Raw genomic sequence first — 17,759 nt, 5'->3', positions numbered from 1 at the left:
CCCGACCGAGAGGGGCGCGCCGTGGCCTTCGACCCCAGCCAGTCCGGCCGGCACCGTCCGGCCGGCGGCAACCAGGAGGCGCTCGCCCGCCTCGACCCCGGCGCCGCGTCCGCGCCGGACCGGCTTCCACTGGCGTACGTCCTGCCGCTGCGCCCGGACGACGACACCGGCGGGACCGAGCTGACCGGTTACCTGCGCGAGCTGAGCCGGTGGGTGGATGTGATCGTGGTCGACGGGTCGCCGCCGGAGCTGTTCGCCCGGCACGCCGCCGCGTGGCGGGGGCTGGTCCGGCACGTCCCGCCCGATCCCGCGCTGCGCGGGCGCAACCCCACGGCGCTCGGCGTGCTGACCGGCGTCGCCCTGGCCCGCCACGAGCACGTGGTGGTCGCCGACCACGACGTCCGCTACGACCTCGCGGGGCTGCGCGCCGTGCACGGGCTGCTCGACCGGGTGGACCTGGTCCGGCCGCAGAACCACGTCGACCCGCTGCCCTGGCACGCCTGGTGGGACACCGGCGGGACGCTGCTCCACCGGGCGCTCGGCGGCGACTCGCCGGGCACCCTCGCGGTGCGCCGGAGCACCTTCCTGGCGATGGGCGGCTACGACCCGGACGTGCTCGCCGAGAACCTGGAGCTGGTTCGGACGGTCCGCGCGTACGGCGGCGCCACGGCGACCCCCGCCTGGCTGTACGTGCGCCGGCTCCCGCCGACCGCCGCGCGCTTGCAGAGGCAGCGGGTCCGGCGCGCGTACGACGAGCTGGCCCGACCGGGGTGGCTGCTGGCCGCGCTGGCGGTGCTGCCGGCCGCGGCGGCCGCGCTCGCCGCGCGCAAGCCAGGGCTGCTGCTGAGGGCCGGGGTGGCGACGGTGGCCGTGGCCGAGTTGGGCCGGCGACGGGCCGGCGCTGCCCGCGTCTTCCCGGCGCACACCTCGCTCGCGGCACCGCTCTGGCTGCTGGAACGCGGGGTCTGCGCCTGGCTCGCCGTGGGCCGCCGGGTGCGCGGCGGCCGGCCCGGCGCGGACGCCCGTCCGGCGGCGCACTCCACGCGGGCGCTGCGCCGCCGGCTCGCCGAGCGCCGCCCCGACGACCTGGTGCTCTGGGTGGAGACCGGCGCCGCGCCGGCCCCGGTCCGGGCGGACCGGCTGCCGCGCTGAACCGGCGACCCCGCACGCGACAGCTCGCGGCCACTCCCCGGCATGGTGCGGGGCGTGGCCGCGAGCTGTGGCGTAGGGATGTTGGTGGTCAGTACCGCACCTGGTCGCGGGACTGCTGCGCGGTGTCCTTGACGTCCTGCGCGGCGGACTTCGTGTCGTCCTTGACCGCGTGCACGGCGTCCTGCGCGGTCGACTTCACCGACTCGGTGGCGTGCTGCGCCGGCTCGCGCAGCTCCTCCTTCAGCTCCCCGGCGACCTCGGCGAGCTTCTCCTTGACCACGCCGCCGTGCTCGGCGGCCTTCTCCTTGACCTGCGCGGCGACCTGCTGCTCGCGGCGGGTGGCCGGGATCAGCGAGGACACCAGCATGCCGACGCCGAAGGCGATCACGCCGGCGGCGATCGGGTTGCCCTCGGACTTCTCCCGCAGCACCTGCGGCGCCCGCTGGGCGGCGTCGCCGACGGTCGAGGCGGCGGCGTGCGCCTTGTCGCCGACGGTGGACGCCGCCGAGGAGGCGTGGTCGCCCACCGAGTGGGCGGCGTAGCCCGTGCTGTGGCCGAGATCCGATGCGGTTCCCATCACCTTGTCCTTCACATTCGTCAGCGCGCTGCGGACGCGCTGCTTGCGGTCGTCGACGATGCGGCTCGGGCTGACCTTGTACGCCAGGGCGTCCACGTCCGAGCTCAGGTTGGTGCGAGTGGCTTCGATCTCCCGGCGGATCTGGTCGGGGTCGGTGCTCATCGGGTGACTCCCTCCGGGTGCGGCTTGAGCGCGTCGGGGATGCGCTGCACGCTGTCGTTGGTCTGCTTGAGGCCGCGGATCCGCTCGGCGTTCTTCTTCGCCATCGAGTAGAGGACCCCGGCGATCACGGCCCAGATCACGGCCACGATCAGCGCGGCCAGGCCCGAATCCATCACGTTGTCCAGGAACTGCCACAGCGCGATGGAGACGAAGAGCGCCACCATGTAGCCGCCGAAGCCGGCGCCGCCGAAGAGGCCGGCGGCCTTGCCCGCCTTCTTCCCCTCCTGGCGGATCTCGGCCTTGGCCAGCTCGACCTCCTGGCGCAACAGCGTGGAGAGGTCGGTGGTGACCTGGCGCATCAGCTCACCGATCGAGCTGCCCCGGACCTCGTCCGCGGTGGGCGGCGCGCCCGCCGCCTGGTAGCCGGAGTCCAGTCCGGACCCCTGCGTCGGCATGCTCATGCCGTCGCCTCCCTTCTGCCGGTCCGGCCGGTCACGGACGGTTGACGCCGCTGGACGGCACGCCCGGCAGGGGGTCGGTCCGGCTCGGCGGGGGCAGCGGCTGGCCGGTGCCACCCTCCGGGTCGGCCCAGGTGTTCGGAGCACCGCCGGCCGGGTAGGTCGCGCCCGGCGCGGAGTAGCCCGGGTCCGGCTCGGCGTACGTGCCGGGGGTCGGGTCGAGATAGCCGCCCGGCGGGACCTGCTCCGGCACGGCCCGCGAGGTCGGGATGACCGCGGTCCGGTCCGGGTCGTACGCCGGCCGGACACCGTCGGCGCCGTCGCCGATCGCCGCGATGTTCCGGGTCAGCCGGCCGGCGACCACGCCGAGCAGGGCGGCGCCGAGCAGGAAGGTGCCCGGGTTGCGGCGGGCGTAGGTCTTCACCTCGTGGAGCAGGTCGCCCGGCTCGCGCTCCTCGAGCCAGCCGGCCACGCCGTGCACCCGGTCGGCGGCCTGGTGGGCCAGCTCGGTGACCGGGCCCGCGCCGCCGCCGTTCTGCGCCATCGAGCGCATCTCCTCGGCCAGCGAGCGCAGCCCGCTCGCCGCGCGCTGCTGCTGCTGGCTGGTCTGGGCGGTGACCTGGTTCCGGGCCTCGCCGTAGAGGTTGCGGGCCTGGCGCTTGGCCTCGCCCACGACCTCCTGACCCTGCTCCTTGGCGGTCTGGGCGACCGCGCCGCCCGCGTTGGCGGCCTCGTTGCCGACCTGGCGGGCCTGGTCACGGACCCCGCCGCCGTTGGTCGACTCGTACGTGCCGGACGTGGATGAGAGATCGTAAGTCATGGTGTCCCTTCCGCTCGGAATTCGTAGCGGTTGTGCTCGGGGGATCACGCCGACGTTGCTGCCGGCGTGTCGGAATCCCTACCCCAGGTCGCCGGGTCCATGCCTGATTCGTGATTTCTCTGCGGACGTGCCCCGCGCCGGTCACACAATGGAGGGTCTGCCCGCCCGGGCGGCGGTGAGCTCCACGGAGGTGACAGCGATGGCACGTGCCGTGCGCGGACGCGCCGCGGCCCGGACCCGGCCGCCGATCCAGAAGGTCGCCCTCGCGGTGGCCGCCGTCTTCGTGCTGATCGGTGTGCTCGGCTTCGTCCCCGGCTTCACCACCCACTACGGCGACCTGAAGTTCGCCGGCCACCACTCGGAGGCCAAGCTCATCGGCCTGTTCCAGGTGTCGATCCTGCACAACCTGCTGCACCTGCTCTTCGGCCTGGTCGGCCTCGTGCTGGCCCGCCGGATCGCCGGGGCGCGGCTGTTCCTGGCCGGCGGCGGCGCGGCCTACCTGGGCCTCTGGCTGTACGGCTTCGCCATCGACCGGGAGACCGCGGCGAACTTCGTGCCGTTCAACGACGCCGACAACTGGCTGCACCTCTTCCTCGGCTTCGGCATGCTCGCGCTGGGCCTGCTGCTCAACAACGAGGTGGGCACCGGCGGGCGGCCGGACACGCCCCTCGACCGACCCTGACCAGCGCCGTCACCCGTTCGGGCGGCGTCGCCCGCGACACGCCGGGCCGCGTTTGCCCACTGATCGGCCGGGGCACCAGGACCACCACGGGGAGTAACCCCGGCGGGACGAGGAGGTCCGGCGATGCCACGGTGGTTGCGGAACAACGCACTCACGGTCGCCATGCTCGGCGCATTCGTGATCTTCCTGGTGTTGCAGAGCGTGTTCGGCTGGCAGGTGCACAACGAGGAGTTGGCCGAGTACGGCGCCGCGCCGCTGAGCTGGTGGGCGTACCTGGGCACCGGGCACTTCGCCGAGGCGGTCTTCGAGAACTGGGAGTCGGAGTTCCTCCAGATGGGCGGCTACGTGCTGCTCACCGCGTACCTGGTGCAGAAGGGCTCGGCCGAGTCGAAGCCGGAGGGCCAGACGGACCGGCCCGACGACGACCGGCGGCATGCGACCTCGGACTCCCCCTGGCCGGTGCGGGCCGGCGGCCTGCCGCTGGCGGTCTACCGGAACAGCCTCTCCCTCGCGCTGTTCATGATCTTCGCGGGCTCGCTCCTGGGGCACCTGTTCGGCGGCGTGGCCGCCTACAACGAGGAGCAGGCGTTGCAGAGCGGGGCCGCCCCGATCAGCGCCTGGCAGTTCCTCGGCACCAGCGACTTCTGGTTCCAGTCGATGCAGAACTGGCAGAGCGAGTTCCTCGCCGTGGGCGTGCTGATCCTGCTCAGCATCGTGCTGCGCCAGCACGCCAGCCCCGAGTCCAAGCCGGTCACCGCGGCCCACGCCGAGACCGGCGCGTAAGGGTCCGCCTCAGGCGGCGACCGGCAGCCGCTTGGCGAAGCAGACGCTGTACGGGTTGTCGACGTACTCGCCGTACACGGGAATGGGCTGGTAGCCGCAGGACCGGTAGAGGCCGATGGCGGCCGGCAGATAGGTGCCGGTCTCCAGGCACACGGTGGTGTGCCCCTGCCGGAAGGCCAACTCCTCCAGGGCGGCCAGCAACTGCCGGGCGATCCCCCGCCCCCGGTACGCCGGCCGGACGTACATCCGCTTCAGCTCGCCGGTGTCGGCGTCGAGGGACTGGAGGCCGCCGCAGGCGACCGCCCGGCCGCCCTCGACCACCGCCAGGTAGCGGATGTCGTCGTGGGTGATCGTCGCCTGCCCGTCCAGGCCGCCGTCGGCCTCGCGCAGCTCCCGCTGCTGCGCGGCGACCAGGGCGGCGATCTCGGGATCGGTGGCGGGACGGGATTCGATCAGCATTTCGTCACGGTAGGACGACCGGATTTCGCGGAGGTTTCCGGCCACCGTCCCGAGAACGGACGGAGCGGAACTACTCCCAGTCCTCGTCGTCGTCGGCGTCGTCCTGCGGTGCGGCCGCCACCTCGTCCTCCGGGCGCACCCGGCGCGCCTTGCGGGCGGCCAGCCGCTCCGCGGCGGAGAGGCGGGTCGCCTTGTCCTCCAGCCGGACGTCGGTGCCCCGGTTGCCGGGGACGAAGTCGACCCCGGCGTAGAGGGTGGGCTGCCAGTCGAACTCCCGGTCGCCGATCCGGACCAGGTCGCCCGCCTGGGCGCCGGCCCTGGCCAGCTTCTCCTCCACGCCGAGGCGGGCCAGCCGGTCGGCCAGGTAGCCCACCGCCTCGTCGTTGTCGAAGTTCGTCTGCTTGACCCAGCGCTCCGGGCGGTTGCCCCGGACGGTGAAGGAGCCGTCGTCCTCGGCCTCGATGGTGAAGCCGGTGTCGTCGACCGCCTTCGGCCGGATCACGATCCGGGTCGGCTCGACCGGCGGCGCGGCGCGGCGGCCCTGGTCGACCAGCTCGGCCATCGCGTACATCAGCTCCCGCAGCCCCTCCCGGGTCGCGGTGGAGACGTCGAACACCCGGAAGCCGCGGGCCTCCAGGTCGGGCCGGACGATGTCGGCGAGGTCCCGCCCGTCCGGCACGTCGATCTTGTTGAGCGCCACCAGGCGGGGGCGGTCGGTCAGGCCGCCGTACTGGGTCAGCTCGGACTCGATGGCGTCGATGTCGGCGAGCGGGTCCCGGCCCGGCTCCAGCGTCGCCGTGTCGACCACGTGCACCAGCACGGCGCACCGCTCGACGTGACGGAGGAACTCCAGGCCCAGCCCCCTGCCGGTGGCCGCGCCCGGGATCAGCCCCGGCACGTCGGCGACGGTGAAGGTGTGGTTGTCCACCCGGACGACGCCCAGGTTCGGCACGAGGGTGGTGAACGGGTAGTCGGCGATCTTCGGCTTGGCGGCGGAGATCACCGAGATCAGCGAGGACTTGCCGGCGGAGGGGAACCCCACCAGGCCGACGTCGGCGACGCTCTTGAGCTCCAGCACCACGTCGAGCCGGTCGCCGGGCTCGCCCAGCTCGGCGAAGCCGGGGGCCTTGCGCCGGGCGTTCGCCAGCGAGGCGTTGCCCCGGCCGCCGCGTCCGCCCCGCGCCGCCTCGAAGGTGGTGCCCGCGCCGACCAGGTCGGCCAGGACCTCGCCGTCGAGGGTCTGCACCACGGTGCCGTTCGGCACCTTGATGATCAGGTCGTGGCCGTTGGCGCCGTCCCGGTTCGAGCCGGCCCCGCCCTTGCCGTTCTCGGCCTTCATGTGCGGGCGGAAGTGGAAATCGAGCAGCGTGGTCACCTGCGGGTCGACGACCAGCGAGACGCTGCCGCCGTGCCCGCCGTTGCCCCCGTCGGGCCCGCCGAAGGGCTTGAACTTCTCCCGGTGGATGGAGACACAGCCGTGCCCGCCGTCGCCGGCCTGCATGTGCAGGACGACCCGGTCAACGAACGTCGTCACGACGCCAATCCTTCCAGCGGGGCACGCCCCGCGTGAGAAAAGACGAAGCGGGCCGGGACCCGAGGTCCCGGCCCGCAACGCCTTCGAACTACTGCTGCGGCACGATGCTGACGGTCTTGCGACCGCGCTTGGTGCCGAACTGGACCGAGCCGGCAGCCAGCGCGAACAGCGTGTCGTCGCCGCCACGGCCGACCAGGTCACCGGGGTGGAACTTGGTGCCACGCTGACGGATGAGGATCTCACCCGCGCTGACGACCTGACCACCGAAGCGCTTCACGCCGAGCCGCTGGGCCGCGGAATCGCGACCGTTACGCGAGCTGGACGCACCCTTTTTGTGAGCCATTGGAGGACGACCTACTTCCCGCTGGAGATGCCGGTCACCTTGACCTGGGTCAGCGGCTGGCGGTGACCCTGGCGCTTGTGGTAGCCGGTCTTGTTCTTGAACTTGTGGATCCGGATCTTCGGGCCCTTGGTGTGCGCGGCGATCTCGCCGGACACCGCGACATTGGCAAGCTTCGTCGCGTCGGTCACCAGGTCGTCACCGTCGACGAGGAGCACCGCGGTGAGCTTCACCGCGTCGCCGGGGGCACCGGCGAGCTTCTCGACCTCGATCACGTCGCCCTCGGCGACCTTGTACTGCTTGCCGCCGGTCTTGACGATCGCGTACATCGGAGGCGGACTCCCTGTCGTTGAGGCTGCTGGCGGTCGTTCCCACGGCGTCTCGCCGGGAGCCGTGACACCGGCAGCGCGGGCACGCGGGAACTCGGCACACCAAAGTGCGCCGCAGGCAAGCGTACGCCATACCCGGCCCGCCGCCCAAACCGGGCTGCCCGGTCAGGCCGGGCAGAGCTCGTCGAGCCGCCCCTGGAGCCGGTCGAACTCGGTCTCGTCGATCGCCTGCACGTCGGTGCCGAGCCCGCCCACCTCGGTGGCCAGGTCCGCCAACAGGGTACGCAGCCGCGGGTCGGCGGCCTGCCCGGACTGCTCCCGCAGCGCGTCCCGCCAGCCGGTGAGAGCCGTCTCCGCGTCCCGTCGGGCGGCGTCCGCGGTCTCACGGTCGCCGCGGCCGGTGGCGCGCAGCATCTCGGCCAGCTTGAACACGTACGTCTGCACGGCGGCGGAGCCCGCCTGCTTGGCGCGGGCGCAGGCGCCGGCGTCCCCGGTGACGGTCGGGGCCGGTGTGGCCGCCGTCGGCGGTGGGGCCGGTGAGGCGAAGCCCACCGCGAAGGGGTCCTCGCCCCGGTCGGCGCAGCCCGCGCCGGCCAGCAGGACCCCGGTCAGCGCGGTGACCGCGAACACGCGACGCATGTCTCCTCCCTCCGGGGCCGGCCGTCCCGACCGGGGGTCGACGGAGACGGCAGGGCCCCTGCCCCGGACTCTGTTGCCGGTGCAGGGGCCCTGTCAAACGCCGTGCAGGTCAGCGGCTCACGGCCGGGTGCGCCGCCGCGCGCCGCCGCGCCGGGAGCGCCGGCGGGCGGTGCCGTTCTCGGCGCCCTCCTCGTCCCCGTCGCCGACCGCGTCCGGGTCGTCCGCGGCGGCCAGCCGGGCCGAGTCACCCTGCTGGCTGTCGGCCACCGCCGGGGCGGCCGCCGTTTCGGTCTCGAACCGGGACAGGTCGTAGCCCTGGGTGTCGTAGTAGTCGTCGTCCGAGCTGTCGACCACCTCGGCGACGGTCTTCTCCGGCGCCGCCGGGGCCGGCTGCTCCGCGACCTCCGCTGCGGGCTTCTCGGCGGCGGCCTTGCGGCCCCGTCGCCGGCCCTTCTCCTCGGTGGCGGGGCTGGTGACGGCCGACGCCACCGCCTTGACCTTCTCCCCCGCGCCGCCGCGTGGCTTCTCCGGCACCGGCTCCGTGTGGATGATGACGCCCCGGCCCTTGCAGCACTCGCAGGTTTCGCTGAACGCCTCCAGCAGGCCCGCGCCGATCCGCTTGCGGGTCATCTGCACGAGGCCGAGCGAGGTGATCTCGGTGACCTGGTGCTTGGTGCGGTCCCGGCCGAGGCACTCGGTGAGCCGGCGCAGCACCAGCTCCCGGTTCGACTCCAGCACCATGTCGATGAAGTCGATCACCACGATGCCGCCGAGGTCGCGCAGCCGGAGCTGGCGAACGATCTCCTCCGCCGCCTCCAGGTTGTTCCGGGTGACCGTCTCCTCCAGGTTGCCCCCGGAGCCGGTGTACTTGCCGGTGTTGACGTCGATGACGGTCATCGCCTCGGTACGGTCGATCACCAGCGAGCCGCCGGAGGGGAGGAAGACCTTCCGGTCCAGCCCCTTCAGGATCTGCTCGTCGATCCGGTACTCGGCGAAGACGTCGGTGGTGCCGGCGTGCCGGCGCAGCCGGGCGACCAGGTCCGGCGAGACGTGCGACAGGTAGGACTCGACCAGGTCGTACGCCGGTTCGCCCTCGATGACCAGCTCGCGGAAGTCCTCGTTGAACAGGTCCCGGACCACCCGGATGACCAGGTCGGGCTCCTCGTAGAGCAGCACCGGGGCGCCACCCTCGGCCGCCTTGGCCTGGATCTCCTCCCACTGCGCCTGGAGCCGCTTGACGTCCCGGGCCAGCTCGTCCTCGCTGGCGCCCTCGGCGGCCGTCCGGACGATCACCCCGGCGCCGTCCGGCACCAGCTTCTTGAGGACGTCCCGCAGCCGCTTGCGCTCGGTGTCCGGCAGCTTCCGGCTGATGCCGGAGGCGTTGCCGTTCGGCACGTAGACCAGGTGCCGGCCGGAGAGCGCGATGTGGCTGGTCAGCCGGGCGCCCTTGTGCCCGATCGGGTCCTTGGTGACCTGCACCAGCACCGAGTCGCCGGACCTGAGCGCCTGCTCGATCGAGCGGGCGCGGCCCTCCAGACCGGTGGTGTCCCAGTTGACCTCGCCGGCGTAGAGCACGGCGTTGCGGCCGCGCCCGATGTCGACGAAGGCCGCCTCCATGCTGGGCAGGACGTTCTGCACCTTGCCCAGGTAGACGTTGCCGGCCATGGTGCCGGACGAGTTGCGGGTCACGTAGTGCTCAACCAGCACGCCGTCCTCGAGGACCGCGATCTGCGTCCGGTCGCCGCGCTGGCGCACGGCCATCACCCGGTCGACCGCCTCCCGGCGGGCCAGGAACTCCGACTCGCTGAGAATCGGCGGGCGGGTGCGCCGCTGCTCGCGGCCGTCCCGGCGGCGCTGCCGCTTGGCCTCCAGCCGGGTCGAGCCCGAGACGCCCTGCACCTCGTCGACGGCCTTGCGCGGCTCGCGGATCTTGACGACGGTGGGCACGCCGTCCTCGGCGGCGGTCTCCGCCTCACCCGCGCCGCGGCGGCGACGCCGACGGCGACGACGGGTCATCCCCTCGCCCTCGGCCTCCTCCTCGTCCTCCTCGGCCTCGGCCTCGGCGGACTCGGCCCGGACGGCCTCCTCGGCCTCCTCGGCCTCCTCGTCCTCCGCCTCCTCGGCGCCCCGGCCGCGACCGCGGCCCCGGCGGCCCCGACGACGACGGCGCCGCATGGCGGCCTCGTCCTCGTCCTCCTCCGCCTCGGCGATCTCCTCGGCCTCGGCGGTCGGCTCCTCCTCGACCTCGACCTCGACCTCGACCGGCTCGACCTCGCGACGACCACGGCGGCGGCGCCGGCCGGTCTCCGCCGGCTCCTCGATCGGCTCCTCGGCGACCGGGTAGGTGACCCGGACGACCGGGGCTTCCTCGGGCTGGGGAGGCATGAACAGGACGGTCGGCGCGGAGAGCGCGGCGCGGCGCCGACGGCTGGTCGGCGCGGGCTCCTCGGCCGGCTCCTCCACGGGACCCGGCACCGCGGCACCCGGCGACACCTCGCCGGTCCGGTCCTCCGGGCCGCCGGCGCGGGCCAGGACGGCCTCGTCAGCGCCCCGGTTGCCGGGGGTCGGCTCGTCCTCGGCGTCCTCGCCGACCGCGTCCTCGTCCTCCGGCTCGTCCTCGGCGGGCGCCGGGGGCTCCGGGGCGGTCGGCGGCTCGGTGTCGGCCTGCGGCTCCGCGACCGCGTGCGGCTCGACCGCCGGCCCGGCGGTCTCGGCAGCCGCATCGGTCGGCGCCTCGTCCGTGGCGGCCTCGACGGGCGGCGGGGTGGTCTTGCGGCGGCGGGTGCGGGTGACCTTGACCGGCGGCACCACCTCGTCGGAGGCGGCCTCCACCCCGGCCACGGCCACCGGCTCCTCGACCGCCTTGGCGGGGGTCGCCTTACGCCGCCGCCGGGTCTTCGGCGCGGCCTCCAGGTCCCCGGCGACCGGGGCGAACACCTCGGCCTGCGGCGTCTCGCCGGTCCCGGTCGCCGCGGTCGCCGCCTCGACCGGCGCGTCGGTCTGCTCCGGCTGGTTCAGCGGAGCGGCCTTGCGACGGCTGGCCCGCTTGCGGGCCGGCGGCTTGGCCTCGGCGGTGCTGTCGATGCTGCTGGTGGCGGTTGCCTCGGCCGGCTCTGCGCCGGTCCGTTCGCCGCCCTCGGGCTCGTTCTCGAGCATGGACGTTCTCCAGTTCTGGCTGCCCCGGGCGCGGGTGAGCGCTGCCACGCAGGGTCGCCGCAAAAGGTGTTTCCGCCGGGCGCGCAGGTGCGCGCCCGCCGAAGTCTGCCTGCCAGAACGCTGACCGACGGTCAGCGTTCTCCGATGCCTGCCCCGTCGCGATCCGCGTCCAACGGATCGACGATCTCGCCCTGCGCGGTCAGCGTTCCCTGCGCCAGCCGGATCACCCTCGGGGAGACCGGCGGCTCCAGGTCGGCCACCACGCGGAGGCCGGAAAGGACGTCATCGGGTCGTACGGACGGGGTGACCTGCCGCACGACCAGTTCGAGTATCGCACACGGTGCGGCCGTCGCCCCGGAAGGCGTCTCGGACGGCGGCAGCGTATCGATGGCGATGACGGCGGCGCGGGCGTCGAAGGTGCGCCGCCCCTGCTTGGTCATCCTCTCGACCTGGATCTCCTCGGCGGCGGTGAAAGCGCTCACGGCCCGCTCCAGCGCGGCCGGGTCGACCTCGGGCAGCTCGATCCGCCAGCGGGAGGCCTCGATCCGGTCGGCCAGGCTGCCGCCGGCGGCCTCCACCGCGTCCAGCACGTCGAGCCCCGGCGACAGGGCGGCGTCCAGGGCCGCCCGCAGCTGCCCCGGGTCGACCGGCTCGCGCAGGCCGATCTCCAGGTACTCCGCCTCGCTGGCCACGCCGGTCGGCGCCGCGGAGGCGTACGAGATCTTGGGGTGCGGGGTGAAACCCTGGGAGAAGGCGATCGGTACGCCGGCCCGGCGCAACGCGCGCTCGAAGGCCCGGGCGAAGTCCCGGTGCGAGGTGAACCGCAGCGGTCCACGCTTGGCGTACCGGATCCGGACCCGCTGGACGACCGGCGCCTGGCCGCCCTCGGGTTGAGGCTTTCTGGCGATCGTGAGCTCCTCGGCTGTGCCTGCGTGTCGGTTCCATCCTGGCGCAGCGGCCGGCACGGCCCGCAGCCGGGGCGGCGGAAGCGGCCGGACGAACCGGCCCGAACCGGTCAGCGAGGCGATGCCCGCCCCGCCCGGAGACGACGATGGCCGGCCGGCGACCCACAGGTCACCCGGCCGGCCACCGGCGTTCAGGACCGGTTGCCGCCCGGTGGCGGGTACGTCCCCGGCGGCGGCGGAACGTGGCCGGGCGGCGGAGCGTAGGGGTTGGCGCCCGGCGGGACGTGGCCACCGGGCGCGCCCGGCGGCGCGTGGTAGCCGGCCGGGACCGGTGGGGTGCCGTAAGCACCCCCGGCGCCCTGGTCGAGCAGGTCGTCCGGGACGGCGGCCGCCCGGGCCGCCTCCCGGCGGTAGCGGCGCCGGTTCCAGATCAGGAAGACCACCAGCGCCACCAGCACCAGGAGCACCACGGCGATGCCGATGCCGATGACCAGGACCTGCTGGTCGGTGGGGCCGCCGCGGTCGCCGTACTCGGTGACGTCGAAGTCGTCGTCCTCGGCCGCCTGTGGCGGGGCCGGGCTGGCCACGGCGGGCTCCAGCAGCGGGTTCGCCGAGACCGCCGGCACCGTGGCGGTCAGCGCCGCCACCGGGTCGATCCGGCCGAAGCCGTACTGCGGGTCGCGGCCGGGCGGGCCGGCGTCCCGGGCGGTGCGGATGATCCGGTTGATCACGTTGGGCGCGGAGAGGTCCGGGTACTTCGACCGGATGAGCGCCGCGATGCCGGAGACGATCGCGGTGGCGTCCGAGGTGCCGTCGCCCCAGCCGTAGCCGTGGTCCCGGCCGGCGTTGTAGATGCTGTCGCCGGGGGCGGCCACCGCGGCCTCGGGCCCCTGGACGGAGCCGGACCAGAAGCGCCCGCCCCGGGTGGTGCCGGTCACCGCGATCACCCCGGGGACGTTGGCCGGGCTGGTCACCTCGACGTCCCCCTTGGCGGTGTTGCCCGCAGCGGCCACCACCACCACGTCCCGGTCCAGGGCATATTTGATCGCGGACTCCTCGTCGTCGGAGGCCACACCCCCGCCGCCGTAGGACAGGTTGATCACCTTGGCGCCGCCGTCGACGGCCATCCGGATGCCCTGGGCCGACGCCGCCTCGCTGATCTCCCCCTTGCCCGCCTTCGTCTTGATCGGCAGGATCCGCGCGCCCGGCGCGATGCCCGTCACCCCGTCCGATCCCGCGTTCTTCGCCACGATGATGCCGGCCATGTGGGTGCCGTGACCCTCCGCGTCGGAGCGTCCGTCGCCAGGAGCGCCGTAGCTGCGGCCGCCGGGGAGCACCTGGCCGGCGAGCTCCGGGTGGGTGGCGTCGACACCGCTGTCCACCACGGCGACGGTCACCCCGCGGCCGGTGGAGAGCCGGTGCACCTGGTCGATCCGCAGCTCGTCCAGGTACCACTGCTCGGCCCGTCGCGGCGCGGCGGCCGCCGGTTGGGCGGCCCCCAGCACCATGAGTCCGGCCAGCAGGCCGGCCGCGACCGGGCGGAGCGCGCCCACGTGCAACCTCATCCGTCCGTCCTCAGCGCAGGATGCCCGGGGACGCGGCGTCACCGCTGCCCCACGGATCGTCGTCCTCAGTCAACCACGACGAGTGCTCGCTGCCGGAGCCGCCGTGCCCGGCGCCCCCGCGCCCGCCGCCCATCATGCCGCCGCCCATCATGCCGGCGCCGCGCGCGCCACCCGCGCCCGCGCCGGCGCCCGCCGCGTTGCGCAGCGCGCTGGCCGCGCTGGTCATCGGGGGCACCTTGCCGTTGCCGCCGCCGACCATGCCGGGGATGCCGCCCATGCCGACTCCGCCGGCCGCGCCGATGCCGCCGGCCGAGCCGAGGCCGGCGCCACCGCCACCGAAGCCGCCACCGGCGCCGCCGAGCCCCGCGGAGTTGACGCCGCCACCGAGACCGCCGGTGCCGCCGTAGCCACCGCCGATGCTGCTCGGCCCGCCGGCGCCGGCCAGGCCGGTGCCGTAGTCGTGGTCGCCCGTCCCGGTGCCCGGGTAGCCCGCGCCGGTGGACGGCGGGGTGAACGTGCCCGCGCCGCCGCCGCTGCCCCCGCCGCCGAAGTCGGGGCCGCCGGTGGTGGGCGGGGGCGTCAGGGAGCCGCCGTCGAAGGAGCCCCCGCCGCCGCCCCCGCCGATGCCGGTGCTGCCGAGGGAGGGCGCGCCGCCACCGAAGCCGCCGCCCGCGCCACCGCCACCGCCGCCACCACCGCTGGGCAGGCCGGACGGCGGCTTGCGGTCGTCGGGACGGTAGTCGTCGGACCCGGTCCTCGGGGTCGGCACGACCAGCTTGGGCCGCTCCGTCTCCACGGCGGCGGGCAGCGGCGACATCGCCGAGTTGGCCGCCTGCTGGTTGTCCCGGTACCAGTTGTCCAGGTGCGACTTGGTGTCCCACCAGCCGCCGCGCTTGTTGTCGCTGGCGTTGCCGTCGACCTTCATGGTTGCCTCGAGGTCGTCTGCCTTGTCGCGGAACGCGCCGTCGGCGTACGAGGCCGGGTTGCTCTGGTAGTCCTTGCGGAGCGCGGCCAGGAAGCCCGAGGCGCTCTCGCCGTCCCGGGCGTCGTCGAGCTCGGTGCCGTTGGGCAGGCTCCACTCGTTCCAGCCGAAGTCGTCCATCAGCGGGATCGGGATGCTGGCCACCGACTTGCGGATGTCACCCTCGATCCGCGACAGCGCGCCGCTGACGTTGCTCGCGTGGGTGATGAGATCCTCGATCTCCTTGCCGATCTCGCCCAGGTGCTCGCGGTACGCGTCGCCGCCGCTGCCCTTCCAGCCGCTGAGCAGGCCGGGCAGGCCGCCGCTGTGCGGGCGCTCCTTGCCGGGCGCGATCGGACCGACGAAGGACCGACCGACGAGCGAGTCCCGCAGGTAGCCCAGGCCGGTGGAGAGGTTGCTCCATCCCGTCCCGACCGAGCCGACCGTCTCCGGATCCGCCGACAACGTCACCTCGCGGACGCACCGCTCCCAGGTTCCTCCAGCCATGACCCTCTCCCCCTCAGGCCGTGTACGGGTAGGTGGGCTGCTCGCCCGTCGCGGGCGGCGGGGCGGCGGATTCCAGCAACCGCTCGATCTCCTTGCCGTTCGCGGCGTTGCGGGCCTCGGTGTCGCGGAACGCCTTGGCGATGTCCTCGGTGCCCTGCTTCAGGGTGGCGAGCTTGGTGGAGAGCGCCTTGAGGTGGGCCTCCATGTTCGCCGTCGACTTCGTCAGCGCCTGCCACTGCATGCGAGCGTCCTCGTACGCGCCGAACGGCGTGCCGTTGGGCACCGTCTGCGCGTTGTTGCTGTCGCCCTTCATCCGCTCCTTGATGCGTTCCATCTCGTAGCTGATGGTGTCGTCGACATACTGCTTGAGGCGCTCGACGTAGTCCGCCGCGGCGTCCAGATCCTCGACGCTGACGTGCAGATCGCCGGTGTCCGGCGGCCTGATGTCACCCATGCTGCTGCCCTCCCCGCTGCCGGCCTCCGGCCGGTCCAATACGGACGCAGCGTATCGAGAGACGGCCAGTCGGGGCACCCCCACCCCGCGTCACGGAACATCGACGGGCGACGCGTCCCGGAATGTGACGGAGCGCGGGACCCCGAGGGATCCCGCGCTCCGGTGTGCGTCGGTGGTGCTACTGCTGGGCGCCGGCGGGCAGCTTCAGACCGTTGACCGGGGTCAACGGCAGGAGCTTCCGGCCGGTCGGGCCGATCTGGATCTCGGTGTCCATGGACGGGCACACGCCGCAGTCGAAGCAGGGCGTCCAGCGGCAGTCGTCCTGCTCGTACTCGGCGAGCGAGTCCTGCCAGTCCTGCCAGAGCCAGTCCTTGTCCAGGCCCGAGTCGAGGTGGTCCCAGGGCAGGACCTCCAGTTCGTCACGCTCCCGGGTGGTGAACCAGTCCAGGTCCACCCCGACGGAGGGCAGCACCTCGGCCGCCGCGTCCACCCAGCGCTGGTAGGAGAAGTGCTCGCTCCAGCCGTCGAACCGGCCGCCGTTCTCCCAGACCCTGCGGATCACCGCGCCGACCCGGCGGTCGCCCCGGGACAGCAGGCCCTCGATCAGCGACGGCTCGCCGTCGTGGTAGCGGAAGCCGATGGCCCGGCCCAGCGAGCGGTCGCTGTTGATGGCCTGCTTGAGCAGCCGGAGCCGGCCGTCGATGACCTCCGGGCGCTCCATGGCGGCCCACTGGAACGGCGTGTGCGGCTTCGGCACGAAGCCACCGATCGAGACGGTGCAGCGGATGTCCTTGGACCCGGTCGCCGCCCGGCCGGCCCGGATGACCTCGTGCGCCATGTCGGCGATCTCGAGGACGTCGGCGTCGGTCTCGGTCGGCAGGCCGCACATGAAGTAGAGCTTCACCTGCCGCCACCCGTTGGTGTACGCGGTCACCACGGTGCGGATGAGGTCGTCCTTCGACACCATCTTGTTGATGACCTTGCGGATCCGCTCCGACCCGCCCTCGGGGGCGAAGGTCAGGCCGGTCCGCCGGCCGTTGCGGGACAGCTCCTGCGCCAGGTCGATGTTGAAGGCGTCCACCCGGGTCGACGGCAGCGAGAGCGAGACGTTGGTGCCCGCGTACTGCTCGGCGAGGCCGGAGCACATGTCGCCGATCTCGGAGTGGTCGGCCGACGACAGCGACAGCAGGCCCACCTCGTGGAAGCCGGAGAACTCCAGCCCCTGCTGCACCATCTGGCCGACCGTGGTGATCGAGCGCTCGCGCACCGGGCGGGTGATCATGCCGGCCTGGCAGAACCGGCAGCCCCGGGTGCAGCCGCGGAAGATCTCCACCGCGTACCGCTCGTGGACCGTCTCGGCCAGCGGCACGAGGGGCTTCTTCGGGTACGGCCAGGCGTCCAGGTCCATGGTCGTGCGCTTGTGCACCCGGAACGGCACGTCGGGGCGGTTCGGCACGACCCGCTGGATCCGGCCGTCCGGCAGGTAGTCCACGTCGTAGAAACGCGGCACGTAGATGCTCTCGGTGCGGGCCAGCCGCAGCAGCAGCTCGTCCCGGCCGCCCGGGCAGCCCTCGGCCTTCCAGTCCCGGACGATCGCGGTGATCTCCAGCACCGCCTCCTCGCCGTCGCCGAGCACGGCGGCGTCGACGAAGTCGGCGATCGGCTCCGGGTTGAACGCGGCGTGCCCGCCGGCCACGATCACCGGGTCGGCCTCGGTGCGGTCGGCGGCCAGCAGCGGGATGCCGGCCAGGTCGATCGCGGTGAGCAGGTTGGTGTAGCCCAGCTCGGTGGAGAAGGAGACGCCGAACACGTCGAAGTCGCGCACCGCGCGGTGGGCGTCGACGGTGAACTGCGGCACGCCGTGGGCGCGCATCAGCTTCTCCAGGTCCGGCCAGACCGCGTACGTCCGCTCGGCGAGCACGTCGGGCAGCTCGTTGAGCACCTCGTAGAGGATCTGCACGCCCTGGTTGGGCAGGCCCACCTCGTACGCGTCGGGGTACATCAGCGCCCACCGGACGGTCGCGGCGTCCCAGTCCTTGACCACCGCGCCCAGCTCGCCACCCACGTACTGGATGGGTTTGGTCACCTGGGGCAGCAGCGGCTCAAGCCGCGGCCAGACCGAATTGGCCGCGGCCGGGCGCGGCGTCGTCGACGGGGCACTCATGATGCCCAAGGGTACGCGGTCCCCCGCCGCCCACCACGCCGCACCGCTACCCACTCCAGCAGCCCCTGCCGCGTTGATCAAGAGGGTTGCGTCGGGATCCGGGCCGATCCAG

17 protein-coding genes are annotated in these 17,759 nt (G+C 73.6%); 3 read left to right on the top strand and 14 right to left on the bottom strand.

Going from position 1 to position 17,759, the window contains the following annotated elements; genetic code table 11:
• Positions 1-21 precede the first annotated feature (21 nt).
• Complete coding sequence (locus ACFYPD_RS22280) at positions 22-1,152, top strand: glycosyltransferase (RefSeq protein WP_387116600.1); 1,131 nt, start codon at positions 22-24, stop codon at positions 1,150-1,152.
• Positions 1,153-1,240: 88 nt separating this feature from the next.
• Here the strand turns inward: ACFYPD_RS22280 and ACFYPD_RS22275 are convergent, their stop codons facing one another.
• From ACFYPD_RS22275 to ACFYPD_RS22265, 3 genes are read right to left on the bottom strand one after another with little or no spacing between them, the layout of a single operon-like run.
• Positions 1,241-1,891 carry a DUF3618 domain-containing protein gene (locus tag ACFYPD_RS22275; RefSeq protein ID WP_387116598.1) on the bottom strand — a complete coding sequence of 217 codons (651 nt, stop codon included), beginning with the start codon at positions 1,889-1,891 and terminating at the stop codon, positions 1,241-1,243.
• Complete coding sequence (locus ACFYPD_RS22270; RefSeq protein ID WP_387116595.1) at positions 1,888-2,352, bottom strand: phage holin family protein; 465 nt, start codon at positions 2,350-2,352, stop codon at positions 1,888-1,890. Before ACFYPD_RS22270 ends, ACFYPD_RS22275 begins: the two co-directional genes overlap by 4 nt.
• Before the next feature lie 31 nt (positions 2,353-2,383).
• A complete protein-coding gene (locus ACFYPD_RS22265) occupies positions 2,384-3,169 on the bottom strand; it encodes a hypothetical protein (RefSeq protein ID WP_387116592.1) in 786 nt (261 codons plus the stop codon).
• Positions 3,170-3,368: 199 nt separating this feature from the next.
• Here ACFYPD_RS22265 and ACFYPD_RS22260 point away from each other — a divergent pair, with 199 nt between their 5' ends.
• Together ACFYPD_RS22260 and ACFYPD_RS22255 are read left to right on the top strand one after the other, a co-directional pair.
• Positions 3,369-3,851 carry a DUF4383 domain-containing protein gene (locus tag ACFYPD_RS22260; protein WP_387116589.1) on the top strand — a complete coding sequence of 161 codons (483 nt, stop codon included), beginning with the start codon at positions 3,369-3,371 and terminating at the stop codon, positions 3,849-3,851.
• Positions 3,852-3,974: 123 nt separating this feature from the next.
• Entirely contained in the window at positions 3,975-4,634 is a 660-nt protein-coding gene (locus ACFYPD_RS22255; protein WP_387116587.1) for a DUF6766 family protein, read from the top strand.
• Positions 4,635-4,643: 9 nt separating this feature from the next.
• Here ACFYPD_RS22255 and ACFYPD_RS22250 read toward each other — a convergent pair whose 3' ends face one another.
• The 11 genes from ACFYPD_RS22250 to ACFYPD_RS22200 all read right to left on the bottom strand — a co-directional run bounded on the left by ACFYPD_RS22250 (position 4,644) and on the right by ACFYPD_RS22200 (position 17,647).
• Positions 4,644-5,093 carry a GNAT family N-acetyltransferase gene (locus ACFYPD_RS22250; RefSeq protein ID WP_387116584.1) on the bottom strand — a complete coding sequence of 150 codons (450 nt, stop codon included), beginning with the start codon at positions 5,091-5,093 and terminating at the stop codon, positions 4,644-4,646.
• Between the two features lie 70 nt (positions 5,094-5,163).
• Entirely contained in the window at positions 5,164-6,627 is a 1,464-nt protein-coding gene (gene obgE / locus ACFYPD_RS22245; protein ID WP_387116582.1) for a GTPase ObgE, read from the bottom strand.
• Between the two features lie 88 nt (positions 6,628-6,715).
• The gene (rpmA, locus tag ACFYPD_RS22240; protein ID WP_013288010.1) at positions 6,716-6,970 is read right to left on the bottom strand and encodes a 50S ribosomal protein L27; all 255 of its coding nucleotides are present in this window, start codon (positions 6,968-6,970) and stop codon (positions 6,716-6,718) included.
• Positions 6,971-6,981: 11 nt separating this feature from the next.
• Positions 6,982-7,296 (bottom strand): 50S ribosomal protein L21, encoded by a 315-nt coding sequence (rplU, locus tag ACFYPD_RS22235; RefSeq protein ID WP_107078949.1) that lies wholly within the window; start codon positions 7,294-7,296, stop codon positions 6,982-6,984.
• A 165-nt stretch (positions 7,297-7,461) separates the two neighbouring features.
• On the bottom strand, positions 7,462-7,935 hold the full coding sequence (locus ACFYPD_RS22230; RefSeq protein ID WP_387116579.1) for a hypothetical protein: 474 nt from the start codon (positions 7,933-7,935) through the stop codon (positions 7,462-7,464).
• A gap of 117 nt (positions 7,936-8,052) precedes the next feature.
• Positions 8,053-11,091 carry an Rne/Rng family ribonuclease gene (locus tag ACFYPD_RS22225; RefSeq protein ID WP_387116576.1) on the bottom strand — a complete coding sequence of 1,013 codons (3,039 nt, stop codon included), beginning with the start codon at positions 11,089-11,091 and terminating at the stop codon, positions 8,053-8,055.
• Between the two features lie 131 nt (positions 11,092-11,222).
• Positions 11,223-11,942 (bottom strand): TIGR03936 family radical SAM-associated protein, encoded by a 720-nt coding sequence (locus ACFYPD_RS22220; RefSeq protein WP_387117333.1) that lies wholly within the window; start codon positions 11,940-11,942, stop codon positions 11,223-11,225.
• Between the two features lie 245 nt (positions 11,943-12,187).
• Positions 12,188-13,561 (bottom strand): type VII secretion-associated serine protease mycosin, encoded by a 1,374-nt coding sequence (gene mycP / locus ACFYPD_RS22215; RefSeq protein ID WP_387116573.1) that lies wholly within the window; start codon positions 13,559-13,561, stop codon positions 12,188-12,190.
• Between the two features lie 10 nt (positions 13,562-13,571).
• A complete protein-coding gene (locus tag ACFYPD_RS22210; RefSeq protein ID WP_387116570.1) occupies positions 13,572-15,029 on the bottom strand; it encodes a hypothetical protein in 1,458 nt (485 codons plus the stop codon).
• A gap of 13 nt (positions 15,030-15,042) precedes the next feature.
• Positions 15,043-15,483, bottom strand: a complete 441-nt coding sequence (locus tag ACFYPD_RS22205) for a hypothetical protein (RefSeq protein WP_387116567.1) — start codon at positions 15,481-15,483, stop codon at positions 15,043-15,045.
• 178 nt (positions 15,484-15,661) lie between these two features.
• A complete protein-coding gene (locus tag ACFYPD_RS22200; RefSeq protein ID WP_387116564.1) occupies positions 15,662-17,647 on the bottom strand; it encodes a TIGR03960 family B12-binding radical SAM protein in 1,986 nt (661 codons plus the stop codon).
• Between the last annotated feature and the right edge of the window lie 112 nt (positions 17,648-17,759).

The organism is Micromonospora sp. NPDC005299 (genome assembly GCF_042872345.1).
GTDB lineage: Bacteria > Actinomycetota > Actinomycetes > Mycobacteriales > Micromonosporaceae > Micromonospora.
Note: the sequence above shows the minus strand (reverse complement) of the source record. Positions and strands in the feature narration are given on the sequence as shown.